The organism is Amycolatopsis melonis (genome assembly GCF_040064235.1).
Taxonomy (GTDB): domain Bacteria; phylum Actinomycetota; class Actinomycetes; order Mycobacteriales; family Pseudonocardiaceae; genus Amycolatopsis; species Amycolatopsis melonis.
In genome coordinates this window covers 199,557-223,301 of record NZ_JBDZYD010000010.1, presented here as the reverse complement: position 1 = coordinate 223,301, position 23,745 = coordinate 199,557, and the positions used below count along the sequence as shown (strand labels likewise).

Below are 23,745 nucleotides of genomic sequence, written 5' to 3'. Positions count from 1 at the left end.
ATGGCCGTCTTCGGTGATCAATCTAGCGGGGGATTACCGCCTGGGCTAGGGCTAACGCGGAAATTTTTCGATTAATCGCGGTGGGGACCGGGTGCTGGCCGAGGACTGGTTCGCACTGCTCGGGGGTGCGGGCGAAACAGTCCCCGGCCGACGGCGAGGTCCGGCACGGGTCCGATGGGGCGATCGGAGCGGGGCCGTGCTCGCCGGTCTGGGGGGATCAGGCCGTGACCGGGCGGCGCGGGTTCACCAGCGCGTGGCGGCCGGTGGTCTCCGCCGCCGTCGGGGCGGCCGGGTGGACCTGGACCGGGCTCTTGCGCCGACCGTGCAGGCGGCTCGCCGGGGCCTGCTGCTGCGGGGCCAGCCCGCCTGCCACCAGGTGCTCGTGCGCAACCTGCCAGACCGAGCACGGCGCCTTGCAGCGGTGCCACCGGGTCGAGCAGGTCGGGCAGTCGCCGCGCTCGTCGGGCTCGTGCATCTTGAGCATCGCGCGCCACGCTTCGGTCAGGCGCGGCAGTTCGGACCGCGCGACCGAGACCAATGACTGGGCGTCGGCGCGGTTCGCCAGGTCGGTCAGCATGTCGAGGCGCTCCCAGACCGCGTTGCGGAGCACCTGTCCGAGAACCTGATCCATGTCAGCTCACCGTCACCTTTCCGCCATCTTGGCGGCTTCGTTGAGCGCGGCGCGCAGCTGGCCGAGCTGGCCGGACGTCAGCCGCGCGGTCTCGCCGGGAGGCGAGACCAGTACCACCTGGTTGTCTTCGACGAACACCGTCACCGCACGTTCCCGGCTGATCAGGTCGCCGCACTGCACCCGCCACACCAGCTGGCCGCCTTCGTAGTGGCGGACGCTCGCGGTGCGGGGGTCCACCGCCGGGGCCGGGGCGACGGGGCGGACGGCGGAGACGGGAGAGACCGTCGCGACCGACGGCCGCACGGCGCGGGTGGCCGTGCCGGCATGTCCTCCTGCGAACGAGTCCACGAACTCCACGCCCTTCTCCGCTCTGTCGAAAGTCCTCGAAGATGCCTTCTGCAACATCGTCTTGTCACCACGCTGCGGTTTTCGTAGCTCTCCGTGATCGCTGCCGGTGTCCGGGCGGTGACGGAGATCTGACAACTACAGTGAGGTGAAACCCGGTGCGATAGAAGGTCGAAATGGCGTCATAGCGGTGACCGGACTCGGTTCCACGGTAAGCGGTCAACGGACTTCGCCCGGACCGATCAGGGCGCCAGTCCGGCTGTTCCCACGGTTTCCCAGGTTTGCCTACGCTGTTTCACAGACGCCCGACCGGACAGTGGAGGGGGCGCGATGGACGCCAGTAACGGTGGCAGTGCCGAAGCCCGGCAGAGCCACGCAGTGCCCGCCGACGCCTGGGAACAGGCGGAGATGAGAGCTGCGCTCGCCACCCGCGAGATCAGTGCCGTCTACCGCCTCCTGCGCAAGCACGGTGTCTCGCAGCGCCAGATCGCCGCGATGACCGGCCAGTCCCAGTCCGAGGTGTCGGAGATCCTCAAGGGTCGCCAGGTCATGGCCTACGACGTGCTCACGAGGATCGCCGACGGCCTGGGCGTCCCCCGTGGATACATGGGCCTCGCCTACGACGAGGCCACGCAGATACGGGTCGTCGGCTCCGCCGACGGCCAGCAGGCTGAGGAGGACGAGTCCGTGAAGCGACGGAGGTTCCTCGCGCATGCCGCCCAGGTCACGATGGGGGCGGCGGTGTTCGGTCCGGAATCGGGCACCTGGTCGGCGGGACCGGCGCGGACGCCGGCACCGGGGCGCATCGGCATGACCGACGTGCGCCAGGTGGAGGCCGCCACGCGCGCGCTCCGGGCGCTGGACTACCAGTACGGCGGCGGGTTCTGCCGCGACGCCGTGGTCGCGCAGCTGTCCTGGGGACAGCAGATGCTCGAGGCGCAGGGCACCGACCTCGTCAAGAACCGCCTGTACGTGGCGCTCGCCGACCTCCACTCGCTGGCAGGCTGGACCTCCTTCGACACCGGGCTGATGGACTCCGCCCGCGGCCACTTCGCGAACGCGCTGGACCTGGCCAAGCAGGGCGAGAACCACCCGCTGGTGGCCAACGTGCTCTACCGCATGGGCCGCGTCTACCTGCACCAGGACGCCCCGAACGACGCGCTGAAGCTGTTCCAGCTTGGCCAGATCGCCGCCCAGGAAAGCGGTTCCGAGCTGGCCGTCTCCGTGCTGTGCGCCAACGAGGCCTGGGCCTACGCGATGATGGGCAACGAGGAGCAGGCGGTGAAGCTGCTCGGCCGGAGCAAGGACGAGTTCGAGCGCGCCAACCTGGCCGAAGCCGAGTCGTGGGTGAAGTTCTTCACCGAGACCGACGTCTACGCCATGGTCGGGACCGTCCACACCGTCCTCGCGCAGAAGAACGCCGAGCACACCAAGTACGCCATCCCGGCGCTGACCAGGGCCGTCGAGTCCTACGACGACGACATGGCCCGGTCGAAGGCGTTCATGCTGAGCGCGCTCGCCACCAACCACCTGCTCGACGGCGACCTCGACCACGGCGCCAAGGTCGGCGGCAAGGCCATCGACTGCGCCGAGGGCATCAAGTCCGAGCGGGTCAAGGACCGCATGCGGCCGCTGCAGGAAGAAGCCGAGCGCCGCCGCAACAACGCCGACGCCCGTGACCTCGCCGATCGCCTCCACGCTTTCTACGCCGCCTGACGCCGGGAGCGGCAGGGGCGCCGGAGCCGTCTTGGCCGGCCGGTTCACGTCCGCGAAACTGCGGGGCGTGCTGGCCGAGACTTGCGCGCTTCTCGGCCTGGATCCGACGGGTGCGCGGTTGCTGCGGTTCACGAACAACGCGGTGTATGCGCTGGTCACCGCGCCTTTCGTGATCCGGATCGTCGGCTCGACGCGGCTGCGGCACCGGGTCGGGACGGTCGTGCGCGTGGCCCGGCACTTCGAACGGCACGGCGTCCCCGCCATCCGGCTGCTCGACGGCGTCGAGCAGCCGCTGGAAGTCGGCGGGCACCTGGTGACCGTGTGGCACCAGGTGCCGAGCATCGGCCGCCCGGCGACGGCCGCCGACCTGGCCCGCCTCCTGCGTCAGGTGCACGCCCTGCCTCCGCCGGACGGCCTCGCCGAGTGGGCGCCGTTCGCCGCGGTGCGGGCCAGGGTGTCCGACGCCGAGGAGCTGAGCGACGCCGACCGGGCGTTCCTCCTCGACCGCTGCGCCGAACTCGAAGCCGCCCTGGCCGAGCTGGAGTTTCCGCTGGCCAGGGGCCTGGTGCACGGTGACGCCTACCCCGGCAACGTCATCCCGGGCCCGGACGGGCCGGTGCTCTGCGACTTCGACTCCTCGTGCGTCGGCCCGCCGGAATGGGACCTGACACCGCTGGCCGTCGGCCGTGAGCGGTTCGGCGACCCGCCGGTGGCGTACCGGACGTTCGCCGCCGCCTACGGCTTCGACGTGACGTCTTGGCCCGGTTTCGCCGTGCTCCGCGGTATCCGCGAGCTGAAGCTGACGACCAGCGTGCTGCCCATCCTGCGCAGCAGGCCGCAGGTGCGGCCCGAGCTGTTCCGGCGCCTGGAGGACCTCCGGACCGGCCGGACGGACGCGCGCTGGACGCGTTACCGCTGAGCCCGATCTGTCACTTCGTGTGATCGGCACCACAGTCTGCACGTGCATTCGCCGACTGCAAATGACCGTTCGTCGCTTCCGAAAGGGCACCCGCTCTGGGTAGAAAGTTCGGTCGGACGTATCGCCCCCAATGGATCACGGGTCATCCCAATGCGCAATTTGCAGCTACCCACCGTGTCCGACCTGCGAGGATGAGGTTCAGGACGCGACGACCGGCGCCCGCGTCAGCACGACGGCGAACCCGAAAGCCAGTCCCATCACCGTCAGCTCGAGCGTCGCCCACGCGGCGAGCGCCGTCCGCTGGTGCCGGACGATCCGCGGCATCAGCCGCCAGCGCACGTGGGCGCCGAGCAGCGCGATGAGCCCGGTGCACACCGTCTTCAGGACGAACAGCTGCCCGTACGGCGTCGTGAAGATCCCCGCCCAGAAGCCGAGGGTGGGATTGAGCGAGATCTCGATCAGGCCGTTGAACAGCCCGGTCGCGGCCGACATGACCAGGCAGAGCGTGGCGAGCTTGGAGAACCGGGGCAGCGCGTGCGCCAGCAGCGTCCGGTTCGCCACCAGGAGCACGGCCATCGCGCCGAGGCCGCCGGTCCAGGCGACGGCGCTCATGACGTGCAGCTCCATCGAGATCATCGTGTAGTCGTGGTAGTTCCAGTTCGACGCGTGCCCGGTGACCGGCAGCGGCAGCAGCGCGAACAGGCCGAGCCCGACGCGGACCTCGGCGGGCACCTTCTCGCCGAAGCGCAGTGCCAGCGCGCCGAGCCCGGCGTGCCCGAGGGCGAGCACGGCCACGATGACGAGTGCCTTGCCCGCCCCGACGTCGGCGATGTACCGGCCGATGTCCGACGGCGCGAGCGTCGACGATCCCGGCTTGTACTCCGCGGTCTGCAGGATCAGCGCGACGACCGCGGCGGTGGCCCACACGAGCGCGGCGGCGACGGCGGCCGGGCGGGCCAGCCGCATCACCGGCTCGGTGAGCTTCGGCCGGTCGTAGCCGACGAGCACCGACAGCAGCGCGAGCCCGATGGTCGTGACCGCGGCGAGGTCGAGCAGGACCCGCACGACCGGGATGCCCGCCGAGACCACCGCGCTGGGTTCCACCACGCCGGGGACCGGGGCGGTGGTCATGAGCGCGACGCCGATCAGGGCGCCGAGCAGGCCCGCCGTCACGACGCACAGCAGCGTCGCGTAGCGGGGGTGGACGGTGGTCTCGGCCTGGGTCATCCGTTCTTCTCTTCGATCTTGCCGCCCGAGCGCAGGGCGACGGTCAGCCCGATGGCCAGCAGCACGACGGCGCCGGCGATCCAGACCCAGATCGGCACGCCGGTCGAGGACGACGGCTGCGGTGCCGCCTGCGCCGAGCCGCCCGGCGAGCGGGCCGCGTCGACGGCGGCAGGCGTGCCGGTGCCCGCCGTGGTCAGGGTGAAGGACAGCTCACCGGTGACGGGATGGCCGTCCGCGGACAGCACCCGGTACCCGATTGTGTACTTCCCGGCCGGGCCGAGCGGCCGCAGCGGCGCGCTGATGACGTTGTTCACGACGCTGATCGGTCCCTCGGCCCACTGGCCGCCACCGGGTCCGGTCACCGCGATCTGGTTGACGTCCGCGCCCTGCACGTACTGGTCGAAGGTCAGGCTGATCTTCGCCGGGCCGGTGGCGACGGACGAGCCGTTCGCCGGGTCCGAGGAGATCAGCACGTTGTGCGCCAGCGCCGGGGTGGCCGTGCCGAGCACGGCCACCCCGGTGAGTGCCAGCGCGACGAGCACACCGCGCATTTGGCTGTTGCCTCCCGACTTCGCCGTGGCCTTGCGGGCGCGGATGGTCGCGCCTGCCCCGACGCCGAGCCCGATGGCGCCGACGAGCAGGCCTGCCCCGCCGAGCCAGCGGGCCGTGCCGTCGGACGTCGTCGCGGCGGCTTCGGTGTGCTCACCGGTGGTCGACGCCGTCCCCGCCATGGTGCCGTGCGCGTCGCCGTCCGCGGCCTTCGCGGCCAGCTTCACGACCGGCGCCGGGTGTTCCGGCTCCTCGCCGTTCGCCGGGGTGGGCTGGTTCCAGTCGACGACCTTGCCGTCGCTGTAGGTCTGGTGGGCGGGGAACTCCACCTGGTCCACAGTGGTCGGCAGCGGGCCGAAGCTCACCGCGAACTCCTGGTAGTCGGTCGCGTGGAGCTCGCTGCCCGGCTGCGCGGTCCAGGTCACCGCGGTGACGGCTTCGGTGATCTGCGTGCCGTTGTCCTTGGTGATCGGGGCGGGCAGCTTCGACTTCGTCACCTGGGCGGTCCAGCCGGGAACCGGCTTGGTCCGCACCGAGCCGATGCCGTAGTCGGCCTTGAAGTCGACGGTGACCTTCGTGGTGGTGACGGGGTCCTTCTCCTCGCTGGGCACGCGGAACACGATCGCGGCGTAGCCGCCCTTCGTGGGCTGCGGGCCGTAGACGTTCGCGGTGACGTGCGCGGAGGCGACGCCGGCGCCGAGGAGGCCGGCGACACCGACGGTGGCGGCCAGGAAACCGGCGCGCTTGAAGACGTGCTGGGACATGGGTTCACTCCTGATGAACTCAAGAAGGGGCCGGCGGATATCGGGGGGACCGCCGGTGCGGGGACGAGCTGGGTTCAGGAGCAGACAGGCGGGCCACGCCGCCCGCGGATCCGGCGCAGGTCGACGCCGACGAGGTGACCCGGCGCGTCGACGCGGACCGGGACGAGTGCGGGGGCCACCGGCACCGGCAGCGGGGTGAGCAGCCGCGGCAGGATCGCGCGCAGCACGGCCAGCACCGCGAGCAGCATCGCGTCCGCGCGGGCGAGCAGCAGCGCGGTCAGCACGGTCGCGACCGTGTGCGCGGTGATCATGCCGAGGCCGGTGCGGTCCGGCACCGCATACATGTCGTGGTGGCCGGCGAGGGTGGTGAGCAGCAGGTGCATCACCAGCTGGGCGAGGCCGAGCAGGGCGATCGTGGCGAGTGCCCCGCGGGCCCGGCGGGCGAGCGCGGTCGCCGTCCAGCCGAACAGGCCGGTGAGCAGCAGGGTCATCGCCGGGTCGGGCAGGCCGCCGTCGGCGAGCCGGTGCGCGGTGACGGACAGCGTCGCCGCGCTCACGGCGAGCGACACTCCACGGGCAGCGCCGAGGACGGCGGGTCGCCGTCCCGGAACGCTCATGAGCAGCAGCCTAAGGGACCTGCGTGGCTGTGAGCGTGTGATCTCGTGAAGTGAGCACACGCCGAGTTCACGTCCCAGGTCGGGCCGGGGTTCACCGCGCTGTGGTTGCCGAACGCTGTGGCCTGGGCCACGGTGGGCCGGAGACGGGGGTTTGGGACGGCGGGGTCGTGGGTACTGAGCCGTCGGTCAGGGACTAGCCCGTTCGGGTGAAGGTCGGCACGAAGGGCGGGAGACGGACACGGATGAACCTCTTCGAGTACATCTCGGACCGGGCGAGCAAGCTGTGGCTGGAGGCCTACCTGCACACCAGCATGGTGGTGCAGTGCACGGTCCTCGCGGCGATCCTCGGGGTGCTGATCGGGATCGCGGTCTACCGCAGCCCGGTCGGCTCGGCCGTGGCGACCGCGCTGGCCAGCACGATCCTCACGGTCCCGTCGTTCGCCCTGCTGGGCCTGCTGATCCCGATCTCGGGGCTCGGCCCGACGACGGCCGTCATCGCGCTGGTGCTCTACGGCCTGCTGCCGATCGTCCGCAACACGATCGTCGGGCTCGACGGCGTCGACCCGGCGGTGACCGACGCGGCCCGCGGCATCGGGATGAGCCGCTTCGGCGTGCTCACCCGCGTCGAGCTGCGGCTGGCCTGGCCGGCGATCCTCGCCGGGATGCGGGTCGCGACGCAGATGCTGATGGGCATCGCGGTGATCTCCGCCTACGCGAAGGGCCCCGGCTTCGGCGCCGAGGTCTTCTCCGGGCTCACGAACGCGGGGAGCACGAACTCCCTCAACCAAGCCGTCACGGGCACGGCCGGCGTGGTCATCCTCGCCCTGCTCCTCGACGGCGTCTACGTCCTGATCAAGCGCTTCACCGTATCTAGGGGTGTCCGTGGCTGAGAACGAGGAAGTCTCCGGCGTCGAGATCGAGCTGGAGCACGTGACCAAGCGGTACCCCGGCACCCGCGTGCCCGCCGTCGACGACTTCTCGATGGTCGTGCCCGCCGGCAAGATCGTCGTCTTCGTCGGCCCGTCCGGCTGCGGCAAGACCACGACGATGCGGATGATCAACCGGCTGGTCCAGCCGACGTCCGGCCGGATCACCATCGGCGGCGAGGACGCGCTGAAGCTCGAGGTCGACACCCTGCGCCGCCGGATCGGCTACGCCATCCAGCAGGCCGGGCTGTTCCCGCACTTCACCGTCGCGCAGAACATCGCGGTGGTGCCCGGCCTGCTCGGCTGGGACAAGAAGAAGGTCGCCGACCGGGTCGAGGAGATGATGGAGCTGGTCGGGCTCGACCCGGCCGACTTCCGCGACCGCTACCCGCGTCAGCTCTCCGGCGGGCAGCAGCAGCGCGTAGGCGTCGCGCGGGCACTGGCCGCCGACCCGCCGGTGCTGCTGATGGACGAGCCGTTCGGCGCGGTCGACCCGATCACCCGCGGCAACCTCCAGGACGAGCTGCTGCGCCTGCAGACGGACCTGAAGAAGACGATCGTGTTCGTCACGCACGACTTCGACGAGGCGGTGAAGCTCGGCGACAAGATCGCCGTGCTCGGCAACCAGTCGAAGATCCTGCAGTACGACACCCCCGAAGCGATCCTGGCGAACCCGGCGGACGACACGGTCGCGGGCTTCGTCGGCGCGGGCGCGTCGCTGAAGCAGCTGACCCTGCTGCGTGTCCGGGACGTCGAGCTGCAGCAGGACGCGCTGACCGTGACCGTCGACGAGACACCGGCGTCGGTACGGGAGAAGCTGCAGGCGTCACGCAAGCACTTCGCGCTCGTGCTCGACGCCCGCCGCCGTCCGACGCGCTGGGTGCACGTCCGCGAGCTGACTTCGGCGACTTCGCTGGCCAACCTCGGCAAGCCGCTGCGCGACATCGTCAGCCTGCAGTCGACGCTGCAGGACGCGCTCGAGGCGATGCTCGCCGAGGGTGGTTCGGTGCCGGTCACCGGCCCGCGTGGCGAGTACGCGGGCACCATCCAGCTGGACACCGTGATCGCGACCATCCAGCAGCTGCGCGACGAGCACACCAACGGCGAAGAGGTGCCCGCATGACGGCTGCCGTCGACACCGGGTTCAGCACCGAATCCGGCTCCAAGCGCGCGGAACGCGTCCGGCTGCTGGCCCAGCCCGCGGCGGTGCTGCTGATCGTCGCGGTGACGCTGATCTGGGTGTTCAACAGCGGCCTCAACGCGACCGAGCGGGAGACGCTCAACGCGTCGACGCTGCTCACGGCGTTGTGGGACCACCTGCTGATCACGCTGGTGGTGACCGCGATCGTGGTGCTGGTCGCGGTGCCGCTCGGCGTGCTGGTGACCCGCCCGTGGGCCCGTTTCCTCGCGCCGGTCTTCCTGGCGGTGGCCAACATCGGCCAGGCCGCGCCCGCGCTCGGCGTGCTGGTGCTGTGGTTCATCGTCACCGGCGCGACCGGCGGCCTCTGGGTGGCGGCGCTGCCGCTGGCGTTCTACTCGCTGCTGCCGGTGCTGCGGAACACGATGGTCGGCATCCAGCAGGTCGACCCGGCCCTGATCGACGCGGGCCGCGGCATCGGCATGTCGGCGGGCGCGGTGCTGTGGCGCGTCGAGCTGCCGCTGGCGGTCCCGCTGATCCTGGCCGGCCTGCGCACGTCGCTGGTGCTGGCGGTGGGCACGGCGACGTTCGGCATGTTCGTCAACGCGGGCGGGTTCGGGCTGCTCATCGACACCGGCTACAAGCTGAACCTGACGTCGGTCCTGGTCACCGGCTCGGTGCTGGCGGTCGCGCTGGCACTGCTGGTGGACTGGGCGGGCGCGGTCGCCGAACAGTACTTCGGACCGAAGGGACTGCGATGAAACTCCGGCGACTGCTCGGCGTGGCGCTGCTGGCGGCAACGCTGTCCTCGTGCGGCCTGACGGTCAACCAGGCGGTGCCCTACGACATCCGCCCGGGCTCGATCCAGCCGATCCCGTCCCTGCAGGGGGTGAAGGTGACGGTGGGGTCCAAGGACTTCACCGAGAACATCATCCTGGCGTACATGGCCGAGATGGCCCTGACGGCGGCGGGCGCGGACGTCGTCGACCTGTCCGACATCAAGGGCTCGAACTCGTCGCGGCAGGCACTGCTGTCCGGCCAGACGGACGTGACGTGGGAGTACACGGGCACGGGCTGGATCAACTACCAGGGCAACGAACTCCCGGTCCCGGGCGGCGAAAAGGCCCAGTACGAGGCGACGGCCAAGGCGGACGAGGAGAAGTTCGGCGTCACGTGGCTGAACTACTCGCCGCTGAACGACCAGTACGCGTTCGCGGTGACCGAGGCGTACGGCGCCGCGAACAACCTGAAGACGACGTCCGACCTGGCGGCGTTCCTGAAGCAGAAGCCGGACCAGGCGGTGTTCTGCCTGGAGACGGAGTTCACCAGCCGCCAGGACGGCTTCCCGGCAGCGGTCAAGGCGTACGGCTTCCAGAACCCGACGGTGAAGAACTTCGGCATCGGCACGATCTATTCGGCGGTCGCGAGCGGAACCTGCCCGATCGGCGAGGTCTTCACGACCGACGGCCGCATTTCGGGACTGAACCTGCGAGTCCTGGAGGACGACAAGAAAGCGTTCCCCCAGTACAACGCGGTCCCCACGCTGCGCACGGAGTTCATCAAGGCCCACCCGGAGCTACGCGCCCCCCTGGAGACGGTCGCCGCGGCCATCGACAACGACCAGATGATCGAGCTGTGCAAACAGGTCGACGTCGACGGCAAGGACGCAGGCAAGGTGGCCTACGACTGGATGCTCGAGAAGGGCTTCATCAAGTAGCCGGAACGGCCGGGCAGCAAGGCCGCTGCCCGGCCGGTTGTCAACTCGGCCATCCACAGGCTCGAAGTTGTCCACAGATTTCCGCGGCACCCCTTTTTGCCCCTGCCCGCCGATAGACTGGACCAGGGGACGCCCCCCGGGACAGGGCGGGGGCTGCCCGCGCGAGAGTGTGGCGGCTGGCAGAGGCCGCGCCCAATGTGGCCTTCGGTGCGTTCAACGCCACCAATGCCGCCCTGGGACATCGAGCCTCGTCGCGACGCCTCGGCAGCCCGCAGCCAACCCGGAAACGCACTGCCCGATGGGCACAAGCCGGAACTCCGCCGCGTCCTTGGTCTCCCGGCGACGTGAATGACTCATTCATGTCGTCAGACGACATGAATGAGTCATTCACAACATCCCGTGACCGCCGGGCTTCCCCGCAGGACCCACGAAAACCGCGGCCGCACGTCTTCGGCCCATTGCGAGCGTCGCGAATGAGTCATTGGGGACCTCACACGTCCCGAATGAGTCATTCGCGGCACCGCAGCGGCACCAGCCTCGCGGGACCGGCCGGGTTCAGATGCCCAGCCGGTGCAGCAGCTGGCCCTCCAGCCGTTCCAGCTCGCCCGCCACCGCCCGGTGCGCCGACTTCCGGCGCGCCGCCGGCATCCGCTCGGCCGCCCGGACCGTCGCCGCCAGCTGCTCCAGCGTCCCCAGTGCGTCCCGCGCGAACTCCGTGTCCGCCTTCGACGCCTTCTCCGACTTCTGCAGGTCGCGGCAGCCGTCGGCCAGCCCGGCGATGCGGGCGTGCAGGGCTGCGCCGCGGCCGGTGTACTCGTGCAGCTTGTCGACCGACACGCCCAGCCTGCGTGCCTGGTAGCGGTCGTATGCCTCCCGGGCCGCGCCCGCCGCGCGCACCGCGAGCGGTGCCACCACCGGGATCACGGCCGGGCCGAGCACCTTCGCCACCGCGACCGCGTTCTTCGCCCTCTTAGGGGTGAACCTGGCTTCACCCTCGACCTTGGCCTTGCGCGCCATGGCACCTCCTGCGACGTGTCGGGGTCGAACTTACTGGTCGCCTGGGTGGCGGGCATGTCGGCTCGGCGGTGGGAATCTAGAGTGATCTCCATGAACACCGAGGTGGTCCTCGACGCGGGAGCGGTCAGCCGCTGCCGCCGTCGCGTGCACCTCGAACACGATCCGGCCATGCGCGAGGTCCCGCTCTCGCCGCCGGACCCCACCGCGCAGCAGCGGATCGCCGACGCCACCGCGCACCGCGAGGACATCGCCGGACGGCTGATGGCGGCCAACGGCGGCCACTGGGTCAAGGTCGGCCGCGACCTGCCCGCGCACGAGCGCGTCGAGCAGACCCAGCAGGCGTTCGCCGACGGCGCGGACTACATCTGGGGTGCGCTGCTGCCGGTCGACACCGCCGGGCACCGGCGCGGCGGCATCGACCTGCTCGTCCGCACCGGCCGCGGGTACGTGCCGGTGCTCGTCGTGCGGCACCGCATCACCGACCGCGGGGCCGGCGCCATCGTCACCGAGCTGACCGACCTCGACCCGGCGCACCGCCAGCCCGACGAGGGCCGCAAGGTGCGCTCGCAGCCGCGCGACCAGCTGCGGCTCGTGCACATCCGGCGCATGCTGCAGACGCTCGGGCAGGCCGACGAAAGCCTCACCCTCGGCGGCGTGATCGGCCTCGACGCCGACGTCGTCGTCTGGCACGACCTCGCCGCGGGCACCTGGCCGGGCGGGCGCACCGCGCTCACCGAGTACCAGGTCCGGTTCGCCGACCGGCTCGCCATCGCCACGGCGGCCGCGAACGGCGAGCCGGCGCTGGCCGAGCCGTCGCGGGTGCTGGAGTGCCGCCGCTGCCCGTGGTGGCCGACGTGCGAGGTCGTGCTCACCGAGACGCGGGACGTCAGCCTCGTCGTCCGCGGCGAGGACGCGGTGGAGCTGCGCCGGGCCGGCGTGTCCACTGTGGACAAGCTGGCGGCGCTCGACCCGGCGGGCGAGCCGCCGCCGGTGAACTGGACGGGTGTCACCTTCCCGGACGCCGTCGTGCTCGCCCGCGCGTGGCTGGCCGACCTGACCCTGGTGCGCCGCGTCGACCGCGTCGAGGTGCCGCGCGCCGACGTCGAGGTCGACGTCGACATGGAGAGCTTCGGCGACGCCGGCGCGTACCTCTGGGGCTGCCTGCTGAGCGGCGCCGACATCGGGATCCCGCGGGGCTACCGCGCCTTCGCGACCTGGGACCCGCTGCCGACCGACGACGAGGCCCGGTCGTTCGCCGAGTTCTGGGCGTGGCTCACCGACGTCCGCGAGCGCACCGAAGCGGCCGGGCTGACCTTCCGCGCCTACTGCTACAACGCGCTCGCCGAGAACCGCTGGCTCTTCGGCTCGGTGGAACGCTTCGGCGACTACCCGGGTGTGCCGACGAAGAAGGAGATCCAGTCCTTTGTGGACTCCGACGAGTGGGTCGACCTCTTCCGCAGCGTCACCGACCAGTTCCTGTGCTCCCACGGCAAGGGCCTGAAGGTGATCGCCCCGGTCGCCGGGTTCTCGTGGCGCGATCCCGAGGCGGGCGGCGAGGCGTCGATGCGCTGGTACCGCGACGCCGTGGGCATGGACGGCGAGAAGCCGGACGACGACCAGCGCGAGCGGCTCCTGCGCTACAACGAGGACGACGTCCTCGCCACGCGGGCGCTGCGCGAGTGGATCAGCGCGCGGGCCCAGGACGAGGTCCCGTTCATGTTCGACCTCTGAGAAGTTTCGTCGACTAAGACACTTGCCTCCTGACGCGTCCTGCGTAATACTCGTCTGCGGGTACTCGTAGACGAGGAGTCGGGATGAAGCGGCGGAAGGTCGGCAACATGCTCGGCCTGGCCGTGCTGTCGGCGGTGCTGGAACGGCCCATGCACCCGTACGAGATGGCGGCCGTGCTCAAGCACCGCGGCAAGGACGCCGACATGCCGATCAAGTGGGGCTCGCTCTACACCGTCGTCGGCAACCTGCAGAAACACGGCTTCATCGAGGCCGTCGAGAGCGTCAAGGACGGCGGGCGGCCCGAGCGGACGGTCTACCGGATCACCCCGGCGGGCCGCGAGGAGGTCGAGGACTGGGTCCGCGAGCTGGTCGGCACGGTCGAAGCCGAGCCGCCGCGGTTCCAGTCCGGGCTGTCGCTGATCGGCGTCCTCGGCCCGGACCAGGCGATCAGCCTGCTGCGGCAGCGGCTCGACGCCCTCGTCGACCACCTCGGGAAGCAGCGGGCCACGCTCGGCCAGTTGCGGTCGCTGATGCCGCGGATGTTCCTGGTGGAGGTCGAGTACGCGATTGCGATGGCCGAGGCCGAGGAACGCTGGGTGCGCTCCTTCCTCGGGGAGCTGACCAGCGGCGCCATGCCCGGCATCGAGGCCTGGCGGCACTACCACGAGACCGGCGAACTGCCCGCTGACCTGGGGGAGTTCGTGGAGGAGAAATAGCACGGACCCCGGGAGGTGCTGGCACACCGCCCGGGGTCCTCGACCCCGAACCGAGCACGCCCGGTCACGAGGTGGCACCGCAAGAATAACCGGGTGCGCTCTTCGGTTCGGACCGACCGAAGAGGAGAGATCCATGGAAACGACCCGCAAGCACAAAGTGCCCGAGATGGAGGGTTTCCAGGCCCGCTGGTACGCGAAGAACCGCGGCACCGAGGCTCAGCTCGCGCAGTACCGGCGGCAGGCGGCCGAGGTGACCGCCGGGCTGGCCGTCGGCGCCGAGATCCTGGAGGTGGCGCCCGGTCCCGGCTTCTTCGCCGTGGAGCTGGCCAAGCGCGGCTTCCGCGTCACCGGGCTCGACATCAGCCACACGATGGTGGAGATCGCCCGCGAAGAGGCCCGCAAGGCGGGAGTGGACGCCGACTTCCGGCAGGGGGACGTCACGCACACGCCCTTCGCGGACGAGTCGTTCGACTTCGTGGTCTGCCAGGCCGCGTTCAAGAACTTCCGGCAGCCCGTGGTGGCGCTGAACGAGATGCACCGCGTCCTGCGGCCGGGCGGGTGCGCGGTGATCCACGACCTCAACCACGAGGCCACCGGCGCGGACATCGAGCGGGACGTCGCCGCGATGAACCTCGGCGCGGTGAGCAGCTTCACCGTCCGGCAGACGCTGGGGTGGCTGCGGCGCCGGGCGTTCACCCCGGCGCAGTTCGAGGCGCTGGCCGCGGAAAGCGCGTTCGGCGGCTGCTCGGTCACCACCGACGGCATCGGCCTCGAAGTCCGGCTCACCCGCTGACCGGCCAGGGCGGCACTTTCCCGGGAAAGTGCCGCCCTCGGGGTCAGCGCGGGGCCATCCGCAGCGCGCCGTCCATGCGGACGACCTCGCCGTTCAGGTAGTCGTGCTCGATGAGCGACAGCGCCAGCTGGGCGTACTCGTCCGGGCGCGCGAGGCGCTTCGGGAACGGGACGCCGGCGGCGAGCGACGCGCGGAACTCGTCGCTGACCGTGGCGAGCATCGGCGTGTCGACGATGCCGGGCGCGATGGTCAGCACGCGGATGCCGTGCGAGGCCAGGTCGCGCGCCGCGGGCAGGGTCATGCCGACGACACCGCCCTTGGATGACGAGTAGGCGACCTGCCCGATCTGGCCGTCGAAGGCCGCGATGGACGCGGTGTTGATGATGACGCCGCGGGCGTCGTGGTCGAGCGGCTCGGTCTTCGCGATCGCCTCGGCGGCGATGGTGAGCACATTGAAGGTGCCGACCAGGTTGATCTGGACGACCTTCGCGTACAGCGCGAGGTCGTGGCGGCCCTTCTTGGACAGGATGCGCGCGGACGGCCCGATGCCGGCGCAGTTCACCACGGTCCGCAGCGGCACGCCGGACCCGGCGGCCTGCGCGACGGCCGCCTCGACCTGCTCGACGTCGGTGACGTCGGCCTCGACGTAGGTGACGCCGTCGACCTGCTCGGCCTTCTCGATGGACGACGCCAGGTCCAGCGCGAACACCCGCGCGCCCTGGGCCGCGAGGGCCTTCGCCGTCGCCCCGCCGAGGCCGGACGCGCCGCCGGTGACGAGCGCCGCGGTGCCGTTGATCTGCATCTGTGCGATTCCCTTCGCTGCTCCGATTCGCCCGACCCAGGTTAACGCTCGTTCGCATCGGTGGTTCGTGTCTTCGCTCACCGCTTCCAGGGGCGACTGGTTCCGTTAGCGCGGTGGTCAACTCCGGCTGTCACCTTCAGCGGCATGACACCAGCTCGGATCGTGGTGGTAGGAACCGGATACGTCGGCTTGACCACGGGGGCCTGCCTGGCCAGTCTGGGTCATTACGTCACCTGCGTGGACGTCGACCGCGCCAAGGTCTCCCGCCTGGCCGCGGGCCGCGTCGACATCCTCGAACCCGGCCTTGCCGACCTCGTGCACCGCGGGCTCGCGGCCGGGCGTCTGCAGTTCGTCGTCGGCGCGCGCGACGCCGTCCGCCACGCGCAGGCGGTGTTCCTCTGCGTGCCGACGCCGATGGGGGCGGGCGGCTCCGCGGACCTGCGTGCGGTCGAGGCGGTGACCGCCGAGATCGGCGACGTCCTGCCCGCCGGCTGCGTGCTGGTCACCAAGTCGACCGTGCCGGTCGGCACTTCGCAGCGGATCCGGGAGCTGGTCGGCCGGACCGACGTGCCGGTGGTGTCGAATCCCGAGTTCCTCCGCGAAGGCACCGCGGTCGCGGACTTCCTCGGCCCGGACCGGATCGTCGTCGGCTCCGACGACCTCGCCGCCGCGCGCTGGGTCGGCGAGCTGTACGCCGAGCTGGACGCGCCGGTCGTCGTCGCCGACGCGGCGAGCGCGGAACTGGTCAAGTACGCCGCGAACTGCTATCTCGCGCTGAAGCTGTCCTACGTCAACTCGATCGCCGAGCTGTGCGAACGGCTCGGTGCCGACATCGACCTCGTCGCCGAGGGCATGGGCCACGACCGCCGGATCGGCCGGACGTTCCTCAGTCCCGGCCCCGGCTGGGGTGGTTCCTGCCTGCCGAAGGACACCAGCGCGCTGGTCAAGGTCGCCGAGTCGGTGAACTACGACTTCCGGATGCTGACCTCGGCCATCGACGAGAACATCGCCCAGCGCGACCGGATCGTCGCGAAGATCGCCGGCGCGGTCGGCGGCACACTGGCCGGCGCCCGGATCGGCGTGCTGGGCCTGGCGTTCAAGGCGGGCACCAACGACCTGCGCGACTCGCCCGCGCTCGCCGTCTGCTCGGTGCTGTGCGCGCTGGGCGCCGACCTGACCGCCTACGACCCGGCCGTCGACGGCGCGATCCCCGGGATGACCGTCGTCGACGACGCCTACCAGGTCGCCAAGGACGCCGACGCCGTGGTCGTGCTGACCGAGTGGGCCGAGTTCAAGCACCTGGACTGGGCGGCGATGGCCGAGCTGATGGACGGCATCGACGTCGTCGACACGCGCAACCTGCTCGACCCGCGGGTGATCGTGGCCGCCGGGCTGTCGTGGCAGGGCGTCGGGCGGCCGCGGGCGGCGGCGCGGATCACGGTTTCCTGAGCGGTGGATCTTGGCTAGGCTGGCGGCACGGCATCGCGTGTCGGTCACCGGCTGGGTGAGACATGGAGGTGGCGGGAGTGCCCCGGAGGCATTTCACTCGTGTCGGTTTCCGTTTCCGTTGAACTGAACCATCTGATCGTCCCGTCCCGGAACAACCGGGAATCCGCCGAATTCCTGGCGAACCTGCTCGGCCTCGAAGCCGGGGAGGAATGGGGCCCGTTCATCCCGGTCGAGACCCGCAATGGCGTCCGCCTGGACTTCGCGACCGTCCCTGAAAAGGACCTTCGCCTGCAGCACTACTGCTTCCTGATCCCGGAGGACGACTTCGACGCCGTCTTCGCGCGGCTGGTGGAAACCGGCGTGACCTACCACGCCGATCCGATGGGCAAGCAGGTCGGCGAAATCAACCACAACCACGGCGGCCGTGGCGTGTATTTCCTCGATCCCGGAGGGAACGGGATGGAGATCATCACGCAGCCGTACGAGCCGGAACGGCGGCGTCCGGCCCGCTGGTGACTTCCTTAGCGTTGCGTACTATCGGGGCATGTTCACGACACGGCCGGAGCTGGCAGGCACCTTCGGGATGGTGGCATCGACGCACTGGCTGGCTTCGGCCACCGGGATGGCGGTGCTGGAGGACGGCGGCAACGCGTTCGACGCGGCGGTCGCGGCCGGATTCGTCCTGCAGGTCGCCGAGCCGCACCTGTGCGGCCCGGCGGGCCAGGTGCCCGGCCTCTTCGTGACGGCGGACGACCCGACCCCGCGGGCGCTGGCCGGACAGGGCCCGTCGCCCGCGGGGGCCACGCCCGGGCACTTCGCGTCGCTCGGGCTGGACCTGATCCCGGGCAGCGGCCTGCTCCCGGCGACCGTCCCGGGCGCCTGGGACGCCTGGTTGCTGCTCCTGCGCGACTACGGCACGAAGCCGCTTCGCGAGGTGCTGAAGTACGCGATCGGGTACGCCCGCAACGGCGTCCCGCTGGTGTCGCGCGTCACCGACACGATCAGCGCGGTCTCGCGCCTGTTCACCGAGCACTGGCCGACGTCGGCGGCACTCTGGATGCCGGACGGCAAGCCGGCCTCGGGCCTGCACCGGAACCCCGCGCTGGCCGATACCTGGGAGCGGCTGCTGCGCGAGGCGGAGTCCGTCCCTGGCCGCGAAGCGCAGATCGACGCGGGCCGCCGGGCCTGGTCGCAGGGGTTCGTCGCCGAGGAGATCGAGGCGTTCAGCCGCCGGGCGTTCCGCGACGACTCGGGCCGCGACCACGCGGGCCTGCTGACCGGCGACGACCTGGCGTCGTGGTCGGCGTCGTACGAAGCACCGGCGTTCGCCGACGTCGGTGACTGGCGCCTGGTCAAGCTCGGCGGCTGGACGCAGGGTCCGGCGTTGCTGCAGCAGGCGTTGCTGCTGCACGGCTTCCGCGACGAGCTGTCCTATGTGGACGGAGTGCCGTCGGAACGCACGGTGCACCTGGCGGTCGAGGCGGCGAAGCTGGCGTTCGCGGACCGCGAGGCGTGGTACGGCGACACCGACGTCCCCCTGGACGTACTGCTTTCGCCGTCGTACACCGACGCGCGGCGCGCGTTGATCACCGACACGGCGTCACCCGACCTGCGGCCCGGGGACGCCAGGGGCCCGGCCCGGCTGCCGAAGATCCTGAACTCACTGCAGGGCATCGAAGCCGAAGGCGGCGCGACGGGCGAGCCGACGGTCGGCCCCCAGGGCCAGACCCGCGGCGACACGGTCCACCTGGACGTCGTCGACGCGGCGGGCAACCTGGTGTCGCTGACGCCGTCGGGTGGCTGGCTGCAGTCCAGCCCGGCCATCCCTTCGCTGGGCTTCTGCCTGGACTCCCGCGGCCAGATGTTCTGGCTGGAACAGGGCCTGCCGAACTCCCTGGCCCCGCGCAAGCGCCCGAGGATCACGCTGTCCCCGTCCCTGGCCCTGCGCGACGGAGTCCCGGCACTGGCCTTCGGCACCCCGGGCGGCGACCAGCAGGACCAGTGGCAGCTGTGCTTCTGGCTGGCCCACGTGTACGGCGGGTTGAACCTGCAGGAAGCGATCGATTCGCCCACCTGGCACACGACGGCGTTCCCGAGTTCGTTCTACCCACGCTCGTGGAACCCGCGCGAGCTGGTGGTGGAGTCCCGGCTTGGTGCGTCCACAGTGGACGCCCTCCGCGCCCGCGGCCACGAGGTGGTCGACGCGGGCGCCTGGGCACTGGGCCGCCTGTCGGCAGTCTCCCGCGACGGCGCCCTGCTGCACGCGGCGGCCAACGCACGCGGCATGCAGGGCTACGCGGTGGGCCGTTAGGGCGAAGCCCAGCCCCCGCCCTCGGCGAGCAAGGAACGCACGCCGTGGACGTGGTCGGCGAACCCGGCGAGATCGTTGTGCAGCAAAGCCATCCGCTCGGCATCGAGCGGCGTGGTGTCGTCCTGCCACAGCTCCCGGATCCACCCGGCGGCCGGATGCAGGGAGCGGACCAGCGCTGCCAGCCCGGCTTCGTCCGACCCGCCGGCGGCCAGGTAGCCGTCGAGGACTTCGTCGCAGGCGGCCAGCAGGTCCTGCAGCCCCCGCACGGCCTCACCGGGACTGCCGTCCCAGTCCGGCCGCGGCCACACCGACGAGCCGAGTTCGAGCCACAACCGCCGCCCGGCGGTCAGCTCGTCGTGGTCACGCGGCACCCATTGCCCGGCCATGCCTCCAGTGTGCGCCGTCCGGCGGGGTGACCGGACGTGATGAACGAGTCGTTCACCTCGTCTGACGACAGGAAAGAGTCGTTCATGTCGTGGAGGCGCGGGCTCGCCGGGTCCGGCGGCCGGGCTGCCGACTCAGCTGCCGGACAGGCGCGGCTCAGCTCCGCGGCTTCTCCCACAGCCAGAACTCGATGCCCTGGTTGTCCACGCAGTCCGCGGTGATCCCATACGGATGCCGCTCGACTTCCCCGGCCTGCCCGCCGTTCTCCTGGACCCGCACCAAAGCCGCCTCCAGATCGTCGACCGCGTACATCAGCTTCCAGCCGGTCTGCCGGTCGCCGCCCCACAGGCCGCCTTCGAGGCCCGGTCCCGAAAATCCCCACGCGTCCGGGACCGACCCTGGCGTGAACTGCCAGCCCAGCACCGCGCCGTAGAACGACTTCGCCGCCGTGGCGTCCGGCACCTGGAACGTGAAGTACATGGCTTCGCCGTGCCGGGCCGGGCGGGGGCCCGCCGCCGGGGACGGTGCCTGGGCGACCAGCCAGCGCTGGCCGAACGGGTCGCGGAACGACCCTCCCCGCCCGTACGGCGAGTCGGTCACCGGCCGGATCAGCGTCGCGCCCCGCTCCAGTGCCCGCTCCACCGCACTGTCCGGGTCCGGCACCTCCACCCGCACCGACGCGCCACCCGAGTGCGGTGCCGTGTGGCCGATCTCCGGGTACTCCTCGGCGAGCATCAGCACCGCGTCGCCGATCGCCAGCTCCGCGTGCCCGACGCGGCCGTCGTCCATCAGGATCGGCTCGCCGCGCCGGACCGCGCCGAACACCTCCACGTAGAAGTCGAGTGCCGCGCGGGCGTCGGACACCGCCAGGTACGGCGTCAGCGACCGCAGCTGCGACGTCGCCGGTGCCGGGGAAGTGGTCGTCATGTCGGCTCCGTTCAGGATCAGGCGACGCAGGTCGTCGCGCAGTTCGGCGGCGAAGTCCGGGTCGGGGGCGACCCGCTCGGAGGGACGGCGGAGCGCGTCGAACGGCTCAGGCATCGCGACCCTCCTTCTCCTCGTAGGCACGGCGGAACGCGGCACGGGCCCGCACCAGCAACGCCTCCGTGGCGTGCACGCTCCGCCCCAGGTGGGCCGCCACCTCCGGCACGCCGAGCCCGTCGACGTACCGCAGGGTCAGCGCGGCCCGGTGGTGCGGCCCGAGGCCGTCGAGCACCTGTCTCGCGCGCAGCGCGTCGAGCTGCTCGTCCCACGGGTCCTCGACGTCCGGCTCGCTGTCGTGGACCAGCCGCAACCCCCGCTCCTCGCGCTCCTGGCGTCGCCAGTGGTCGGCGAGCTTGTGGCGGGCGACGCCGATCAGCCAGCCCGTGCTCACCGGCGGGGCGTACTCCTTGCGACAGGCGGCGACCGCGCCGAGGAACGTCTCGGACGTCAGCTCCTCGGCCAGCGTGCGGTCGCCGCAGCGGGACAGCAGGTACCCGTAGACCTCCGGCAGGGCCGTTTCGTACAGCCCGAGCAGCGCGAAGGCCGGGTCCGGTCGTACCCGAGGTTCCGTCACACCCTCATCGTCGTCCGGCGCGCGGGTTTTCCGACGGGTGAATCCGGGATTTCTACGCCCGCGGGTCCGGTAGCCGCCGCCCGGTCACCGCCACGATCGCCGCCAGCACCGCCACCAGGCCGATCACCAGCGCGAACGCGTCGCGGCCGCCCAGCGAGCCGGAAAGCGCCGCGTACAGGCTCCCGAGCGTCGCCACGCCCAGCGCCAGCGACGTCTGCTGGTTCGTCGTCATGACCCCGGAACCGACACCGGCGAGGTCCGTCGGCACGTGCGACAGCACGATCCGGAACAGCGTCGTCATCGCCAGCGCGTTCCCGACGCCGATCGCCACCATCGCCGGGGCCAGGTCGAGGATCGTCACGTGCGGCCACGCCGCCAGGGTCGTGCACAGCAGCGCCACCATGCCCACTGCCGTGATCGCGCCGCCCACCGGGACGACCTTCTGGCCGTAGCGGGTCACCAGGCGGCTGCTCAGCATCGACACCGTGAAGTAGGCGACCGCCAGCGGCGTCAGCGCGCCACCCGCACCCAGCGGGCCGAAGTGCAGGTCGCCCTGCAGCGTCATCGCGAACACGAACATGAACGAGCCGAACGCGCCGAAGAACGGGATCGCCACCGTCAGCCCGCGGCGCACGCTCGGCAGCCGCATCACCGACGGCGGCAGCAGCGGAGTGCCGCCCAGCCGCTCCAGCCGGCGTTCGACGTGCACGAACGCGGCGGCCGCGAACGGCGACACCACCAGCAGCGCGATCGTCCACGCCGGCCAGCCCAGCGCGCGGCCCTCCATCAGCGGCACCAGGAACGACAGCAGCGTCACCGCCAGCAGCACCGTGCCCAGGCGGTCGACGCCCAGCGGGTTGTGCGCGCGGCTTTCCGGCAGCTTGCGGGCCATCACCAGCACCACGAGGCCGATGGGGACGTTCACCAGGAAGATCGGCCGCCAGCCGCTGCCGAACAGGTCGGCCGCCACCAGCCCGCCGCCGAGCAGCTGGCCGACGACGGTCGAGATGCCGCCCGTCGCGCCGTACAGGCCCAGCGCCCGCGAGCGCCGCTCGCCCGACGTCGTCGCCTGGATGATCGAGAGCACCTGCGGCAGCAGCAGGGCCGACGCCGCCCCCTGCGCGGCGCGGGCCACCACCAGCGTGCCCGCCGTCGGGGCGAGACCGCAGGCCAGGGACGTCAGCGTGAACAGCCAGAGGCCGGCGAAGAACAGCCGCCGCCTGCCGAACGAGTCGCCGAGACGGCCGCCGACCACCAGCAGGACGGCGTACGCGATGCCGTAGGCCGCCACCACCAGTTCCAGGGTGGCCGTGGACGCGTGGAGGTCGGCGTCGATCGTCGGCAATGCGACGTTGACGATGAAGAAGTCGATGATCGGCAGTGCTGCCCCCAGCAGCACCGTGACCAGGCCGGCGGGGGTCAGTCCCGGCCGGGCGGGGGCGCCGGTGGTGATCGGCGCGAGTTCGGTCGTGGTCATGGGTACTACGATCGACCCGTTCCGAAACTGGTACCAGTTGCTGCTTATCCAGGTATCAACCACTACCTGGTACCAGTTTCCGATGCGTGTCATCCTGGCACCATGACCACCGCTGTCGAATCCGAGCTCCGCCGCCAGGAGCTGGCGAGGTTCCTCCGCAGCCGTCGCGAGCGCATCACGCCCGAGCAGGTCGGCCTCCCGGTCGCCGGCCGCCGCCGGACGCCGGGGCTGCGCCGCGAAGAGGTCGCGCAGCTCGCGGGCGTCGGGGTCACCTGGTACACGTGGCTCGAACAGGGCCGCGACATCAACGCGTCCGAGCAGGTGCTGCAGGCCATCGCCCGCACGCTGCGGCTCGACCCGCACGAGCACACCCACCTCTTCCGCCTGGCCGGCGCGCCCGAGCCGGAACGGGAGAAGGACTGCCAGGTCATCACGCCCGCCATGGAGCTGATGCTGAAGAAGCTGGAGCCGTACCCGGTCGCGATCCGCAACGCCCGCTGCGACCTGCTCGGCTACAACCGCGGCTACACCTGGCTGATGGGCGACGTCGGCGCCATCCCGTTCGAGGACCGCAACACCCTGGTCCAGTGCCTGCTCAACCCCGAATGGCGCAAGCGGATGCTCGACTGGGAGACGAACATCCCGCGCGTGATCGCCTCCTTCCGCGCGGCGATGGCCGACCACGTCGCGGAGCCGGCGTGGAAACAGCTGGTCAAGCGCCTCAAGGCGGAGTCGCCGCTGTTCGCCGAGCTGTGGCCGCACCACGACGTCAACTCCGAGCCGATCCGCACCAAGCGGTACCTGCACCCGGACGTCGGGCTGCTGCAGTTCAACTTCACCTACCTCTACTACGGCCGCCGCTCGGAGATCACCATGTCGACCTACACCCCGGCCGACGAGGAGACCGCGGCCAAGCTGCCGCTCATGTTCGACTGAGGACGTAGGCCCGGCTGCCGCT

At 71.2% G+C, this 23,745-nt stretch carries 24 protein-coding genes and 1 pseudogene; 13 read left to right on the top strand and 12 right to left on the bottom strand.

Going from position 1 to position 23,745, the window contains the following annotated elements:
- Window positions 1-217: 217 nt before the first annotated feature.
- Together ABJI51_RS26845 and ABJI51_RS26840 are read right to left on the bottom strand one after the other, a co-directional pair.
- The gene (locus ABJI51_RS26845; RefSeq protein ID WP_348952558.1) at window positions 218-631 is read right to left on the bottom strand and encodes a hypothetical protein; all 414 of its coding nucleotides are present in this window, start codon (window positions 629-631) and stop codon (window positions 218-220) included.
- A 12-nt stretch (window positions 632-643) separates the two neighbouring features.
- A complete protein-coding gene (locus tag ABJI51_RS26840) occupies window positions 644-988 on the bottom strand; it encodes a hypothetical protein (protein ID WP_348952559.1) in 345 nt (114 codons plus the stop codon).
- 318 nt (window positions 989-1,306) lie between these two features.
- Between ABJI51_RS26840 and ABJI51_RS26835 the strand changes: the two genes are divergently transcribed.
- Together ABJI51_RS26835 and ABJI51_RS26830 are read left to right on the top strand one after the other, a co-directional pair.
- Window positions 1,307-2,692, top strand: a complete 1,386-nt coding sequence (locus ABJI51_RS26835) for an NsdA family TPR-like regulatory protein (RefSeq protein WP_348952560.1) — start codon at window positions 1,307-1,309, stop codon at window positions 2,690-2,692.
- Between the two features lie 31 nt (window positions 2,693-2,723).
- On the top strand, window positions 2,724-3,611 hold the full coding sequence (locus ABJI51_RS26830) for a phosphotransferase (protein ID WP_348952561.1): 888 nt from the start codon (window positions 2,724-2,726) through the stop codon (window positions 3,609-3,611).
- 198 nt (window positions 3,612-3,809) lie between these two features.
- Here the strand turns inward: ABJI51_RS26830 and ABJI51_RS26825 are convergent, their stop codons facing one another.
- The 4 genes and pseudogenes from ABJI51_RS26825 to ABJI51_RS26810 form a co-directional block, all read right to left on the bottom strand.
- Window positions 3,810-4,838, bottom strand: a complete 1,029-nt coding sequence (locus ABJI51_RS26825; protein WP_348952562.1) for a copper resistance D family protein — start codon at window positions 4,836-4,838, stop codon at window positions 3,810-3,812.
- Complete coding sequence (locus ABJI51_RS26820; RefSeq protein ID WP_348953986.1) at window positions 4,835-5,389, bottom strand: copper resistance CopC family protein; 555 nt, start codon at window positions 5,387-5,389, stop codon at window positions 4,835-4,837. The genes ABJI51_RS26825 and ABJI51_RS26820 overlap by 4 nt, the downstream gene beginning before the upstream one ends.
- Window positions 5,390-5,392: 3 nt before the next feature.
- Window positions 5,393-6,151, bottom strand: a pseudogene (locus ABJI51_RS26815) (YcnI family copper-binding membrane protein); the annotation flags it as partial.
- Between the two features lie 74 nt (window positions 6,152-6,225).
- Complete coding sequence (locus ABJI51_RS26810; protein WP_348952564.1) at window positions 6,226-6,768, bottom strand: hypothetical protein; 543 nt, start codon at window positions 6,766-6,768, stop codon at window positions 6,226-6,228.
- A gap of 242 nt (window positions 6,769-7,010) precedes the next feature.
- Between ABJI51_RS26810 and ABJI51_RS26805 the strand changes: the two genes are divergently transcribed.
- Genes ABJI51_RS26805 through ABJI51_RS26790 form a run of 4 tightly spaced genes read left to right on the top strand, consistent with a single transcriptional unit; the run spans window position 7,011 to window position 10,549 of the window.
- The gene (locus ABJI51_RS26805; RefSeq protein ID WP_348952565.1) at window positions 7,011-7,658 is read left to right on the top strand and encodes an ABC transporter permease; all 648 of its coding nucleotides are present in this window, start codon (window positions 7,011-7,013) and stop codon (window positions 7,656-7,658) included.
- Window positions 7,651-8,817: an ATP-binding cassette domain-containing protein gene (locus ABJI51_RS26800; protein ID WP_348952566.1), complete on the top strand. Its 1,167-nt coding sequence runs from the start codon at window positions 7,651-7,653 to the stop codon at window positions 8,815-8,817. Before ABJI51_RS26805 ends, ABJI51_RS26800 begins: the two co-directional genes overlap by 8 nt.
- Window positions 8,814-9,593 carry an ABC transporter permease gene (locus ABJI51_RS26795; protein WP_348952567.1) on the top strand — a complete coding sequence of 260 codons (780 nt, stop codon included), beginning with the start codon at window positions 8,814-8,816 and terminating at the stop codon, window positions 9,591-9,593. The genes ABJI51_RS26800 and ABJI51_RS26795 overlap by 4 nt, the downstream gene beginning before the upstream one ends.
- Window positions 9,590-10,549 (top strand): glycine betaine ABC transporter substrate-binding protein, encoded by a 960-nt coding sequence (locus ABJI51_RS26790; protein ID WP_348952568.1) that lies wholly within the window; start codon window positions 9,590-9,592, stop codon window positions 10,547-10,549. Before ABJI51_RS26795 ends, ABJI51_RS26790 begins: the two co-directional genes overlap by 4 nt.
- A 555-nt stretch (window positions 10,550-11,104) precedes the next feature.
- Here the strand turns inward: ABJI51_RS26790 and ABJI51_RS26785 are convergent.
- Window positions 11,105-11,566, bottom strand: coding sequence for a DUF6474 family protein (locus ABJI51_RS26785; protein ID WP_348952569.1), 462 nt, complete (start codon window positions 11,564-11,566; stop codon window positions 11,105-11,107).
- A 90-nt stretch (window positions 11,567-11,656) separates the two neighbouring features.
- Here ABJI51_RS26785 and ABJI51_RS26780 point away from each other — a divergent pair, with 90 nt between their 5' ends.
- The 3 genes from ABJI51_RS26780 to ABJI51_RS26770 all read left to right on the top strand — a co-directional run bounded on the left by ABJI51_RS26780 (window position 11,657) and on the right by ABJI51_RS26770 (window position 14,806).
- Window positions 11,657-13,297, top strand: coding sequence for a TM0106 family RecB-like putative nuclease (locus tag ABJI51_RS26780; RefSeq protein WP_348952570.1), 1,641 nt, complete (start codon window positions 11,657-11,659; stop codon window positions 13,295-13,297).
- A gap of 83 nt (window positions 13,298-13,380) precedes the next feature.
- Window positions 13,381-14,013 (top strand): PadR family transcriptional regulator, encoded by a 633-nt coding sequence (locus tag ABJI51_RS26775; protein WP_348952571.1) that lies wholly within the window; start codon window positions 13,381-13,383, stop codon window positions 14,011-14,013.
- Between the two features lie 133 nt (window positions 14,014-14,146).
- Window positions 14,147-14,806: a class I SAM-dependent methyltransferase gene (locus ABJI51_RS26770; RefSeq protein ID WP_348952573.1), complete on the top strand. Its 660-nt coding sequence runs from the start codon at window positions 14,147-14,149 to the stop codon at window positions 14,804-14,806.
- A gap of 43 nt (window positions 14,807-14,849) precedes the next feature.
- Here ABJI51_RS26770 and ABJI51_RS26765 read toward each other — a convergent pair whose 3' ends face one another.
- Entirely contained in the window at window positions 14,850-15,608 is a 759-nt protein-coding gene (locus tag ABJI51_RS26765; RefSeq protein ID WP_348952575.1) for an SDR family NAD(P)-dependent oxidoreductase, read from the bottom strand.
- Between the two features lie 144 nt (window positions 15,609-15,752).
- On the opposite strand from ABJI51_RS26765, the gene ABJI51_RS26760 reads away from it, so the two are divergent.
- The 3 genes from ABJI51_RS26760 to ABJI51_RS26750 all read left to right on the top strand — a co-directional run bounded on the left by ABJI51_RS26760 (window position 15,753) and on the right by ABJI51_RS26750 (window position 19,368).
- Window positions 15,753-17,057: a UDP-glucose dehydrogenase family protein gene (locus ABJI51_RS26760; protein ID WP_348952576.1), complete on the top strand. Its 1,305-nt coding sequence runs from the start codon at window positions 15,753-15,755 to the stop codon at window positions 17,055-17,057.
- A 99-nt stretch (window positions 17,058-17,156) separates the two neighbouring features.
- A complete protein-coding gene (locus tag ABJI51_RS26755; protein ID WP_348952577.1) occupies window positions 17,157-17,573 on the top strand; it encodes a VOC family protein in 417 nt (138 codons plus the stop codon).
- A gap of 28 nt (window positions 17,574-17,601) precedes the next feature.
- A complete protein-coding gene (locus ABJI51_RS26750) occupies window positions 17,602-19,368 on the top strand; it encodes a gamma-glutamyltransferase family protein (RefSeq protein ID WP_348952578.1) in 1,767 nt (588 codons plus the stop codon).
- On the opposite strand, the gene ABJI51_RS26745 is transcribed toward ABJI51_RS26750, so the two are convergent.
- The 4 genes from ABJI51_RS26745 to ABJI51_RS26730 form a co-directional block, all read right to left on the bottom strand.
- Window positions 19,365-19,754, bottom strand: coding sequence for a hypothetical protein (locus ABJI51_RS26745; protein WP_348952579.1), 390 nt, complete (start codon window positions 19,752-19,754; stop codon window positions 19,365-19,367). The genes ABJI51_RS26750 and ABJI51_RS26745 overlap by 4 nt on opposite strands.
- A gap of 154 nt (window positions 19,755-19,908) precedes the next feature.
- On the bottom strand, window positions 19,909-20,793 hold the full coding sequence (locus tag ABJI51_RS26740) for a VOC family protein (protein WP_348952581.1): 885 nt from the start codon (window positions 20,791-20,793) through the stop codon (window positions 19,909-19,911).
- Window positions 20,786-21,310, bottom strand: a complete 525-nt coding sequence (locus ABJI51_RS26735; RefSeq protein ID WP_348952582.1) for an RNA polymerase sigma factor — start codon at window positions 21,308-21,310, stop codon at window positions 20,786-20,788. Before ABJI51_RS26735 ends, ABJI51_RS26740 begins: the two co-directional genes overlap by 8 nt.
- Window positions 21,311-21,362: 52 nt before the next feature.
- The gene (locus tag ABJI51_RS26730; protein ID WP_348952584.1) at window positions 21,363-22,787 is read right to left on the bottom strand and encodes an MFS transporter; all 1,425 of its coding nucleotides are present in this window, start codon (window positions 22,785-22,787) and stop codon (window positions 21,363-21,365) included.
- A gap of 102 nt (window positions 22,788-22,889) precedes the next feature.
- Between ABJI51_RS26730 and ABJI51_RS26725 the strand changes: the two genes are divergently transcribed.
- A complete protein-coding gene (locus ABJI51_RS26725; RefSeq protein WP_348952585.1) occupies window positions 22,890-23,723 on the top strand; it encodes a helix-turn-helix transcriptional regulator in 834 nt (277 codons plus the stop codon).
- Window positions 23,724-23,745 lie beyond the last annotated feature (22 nt).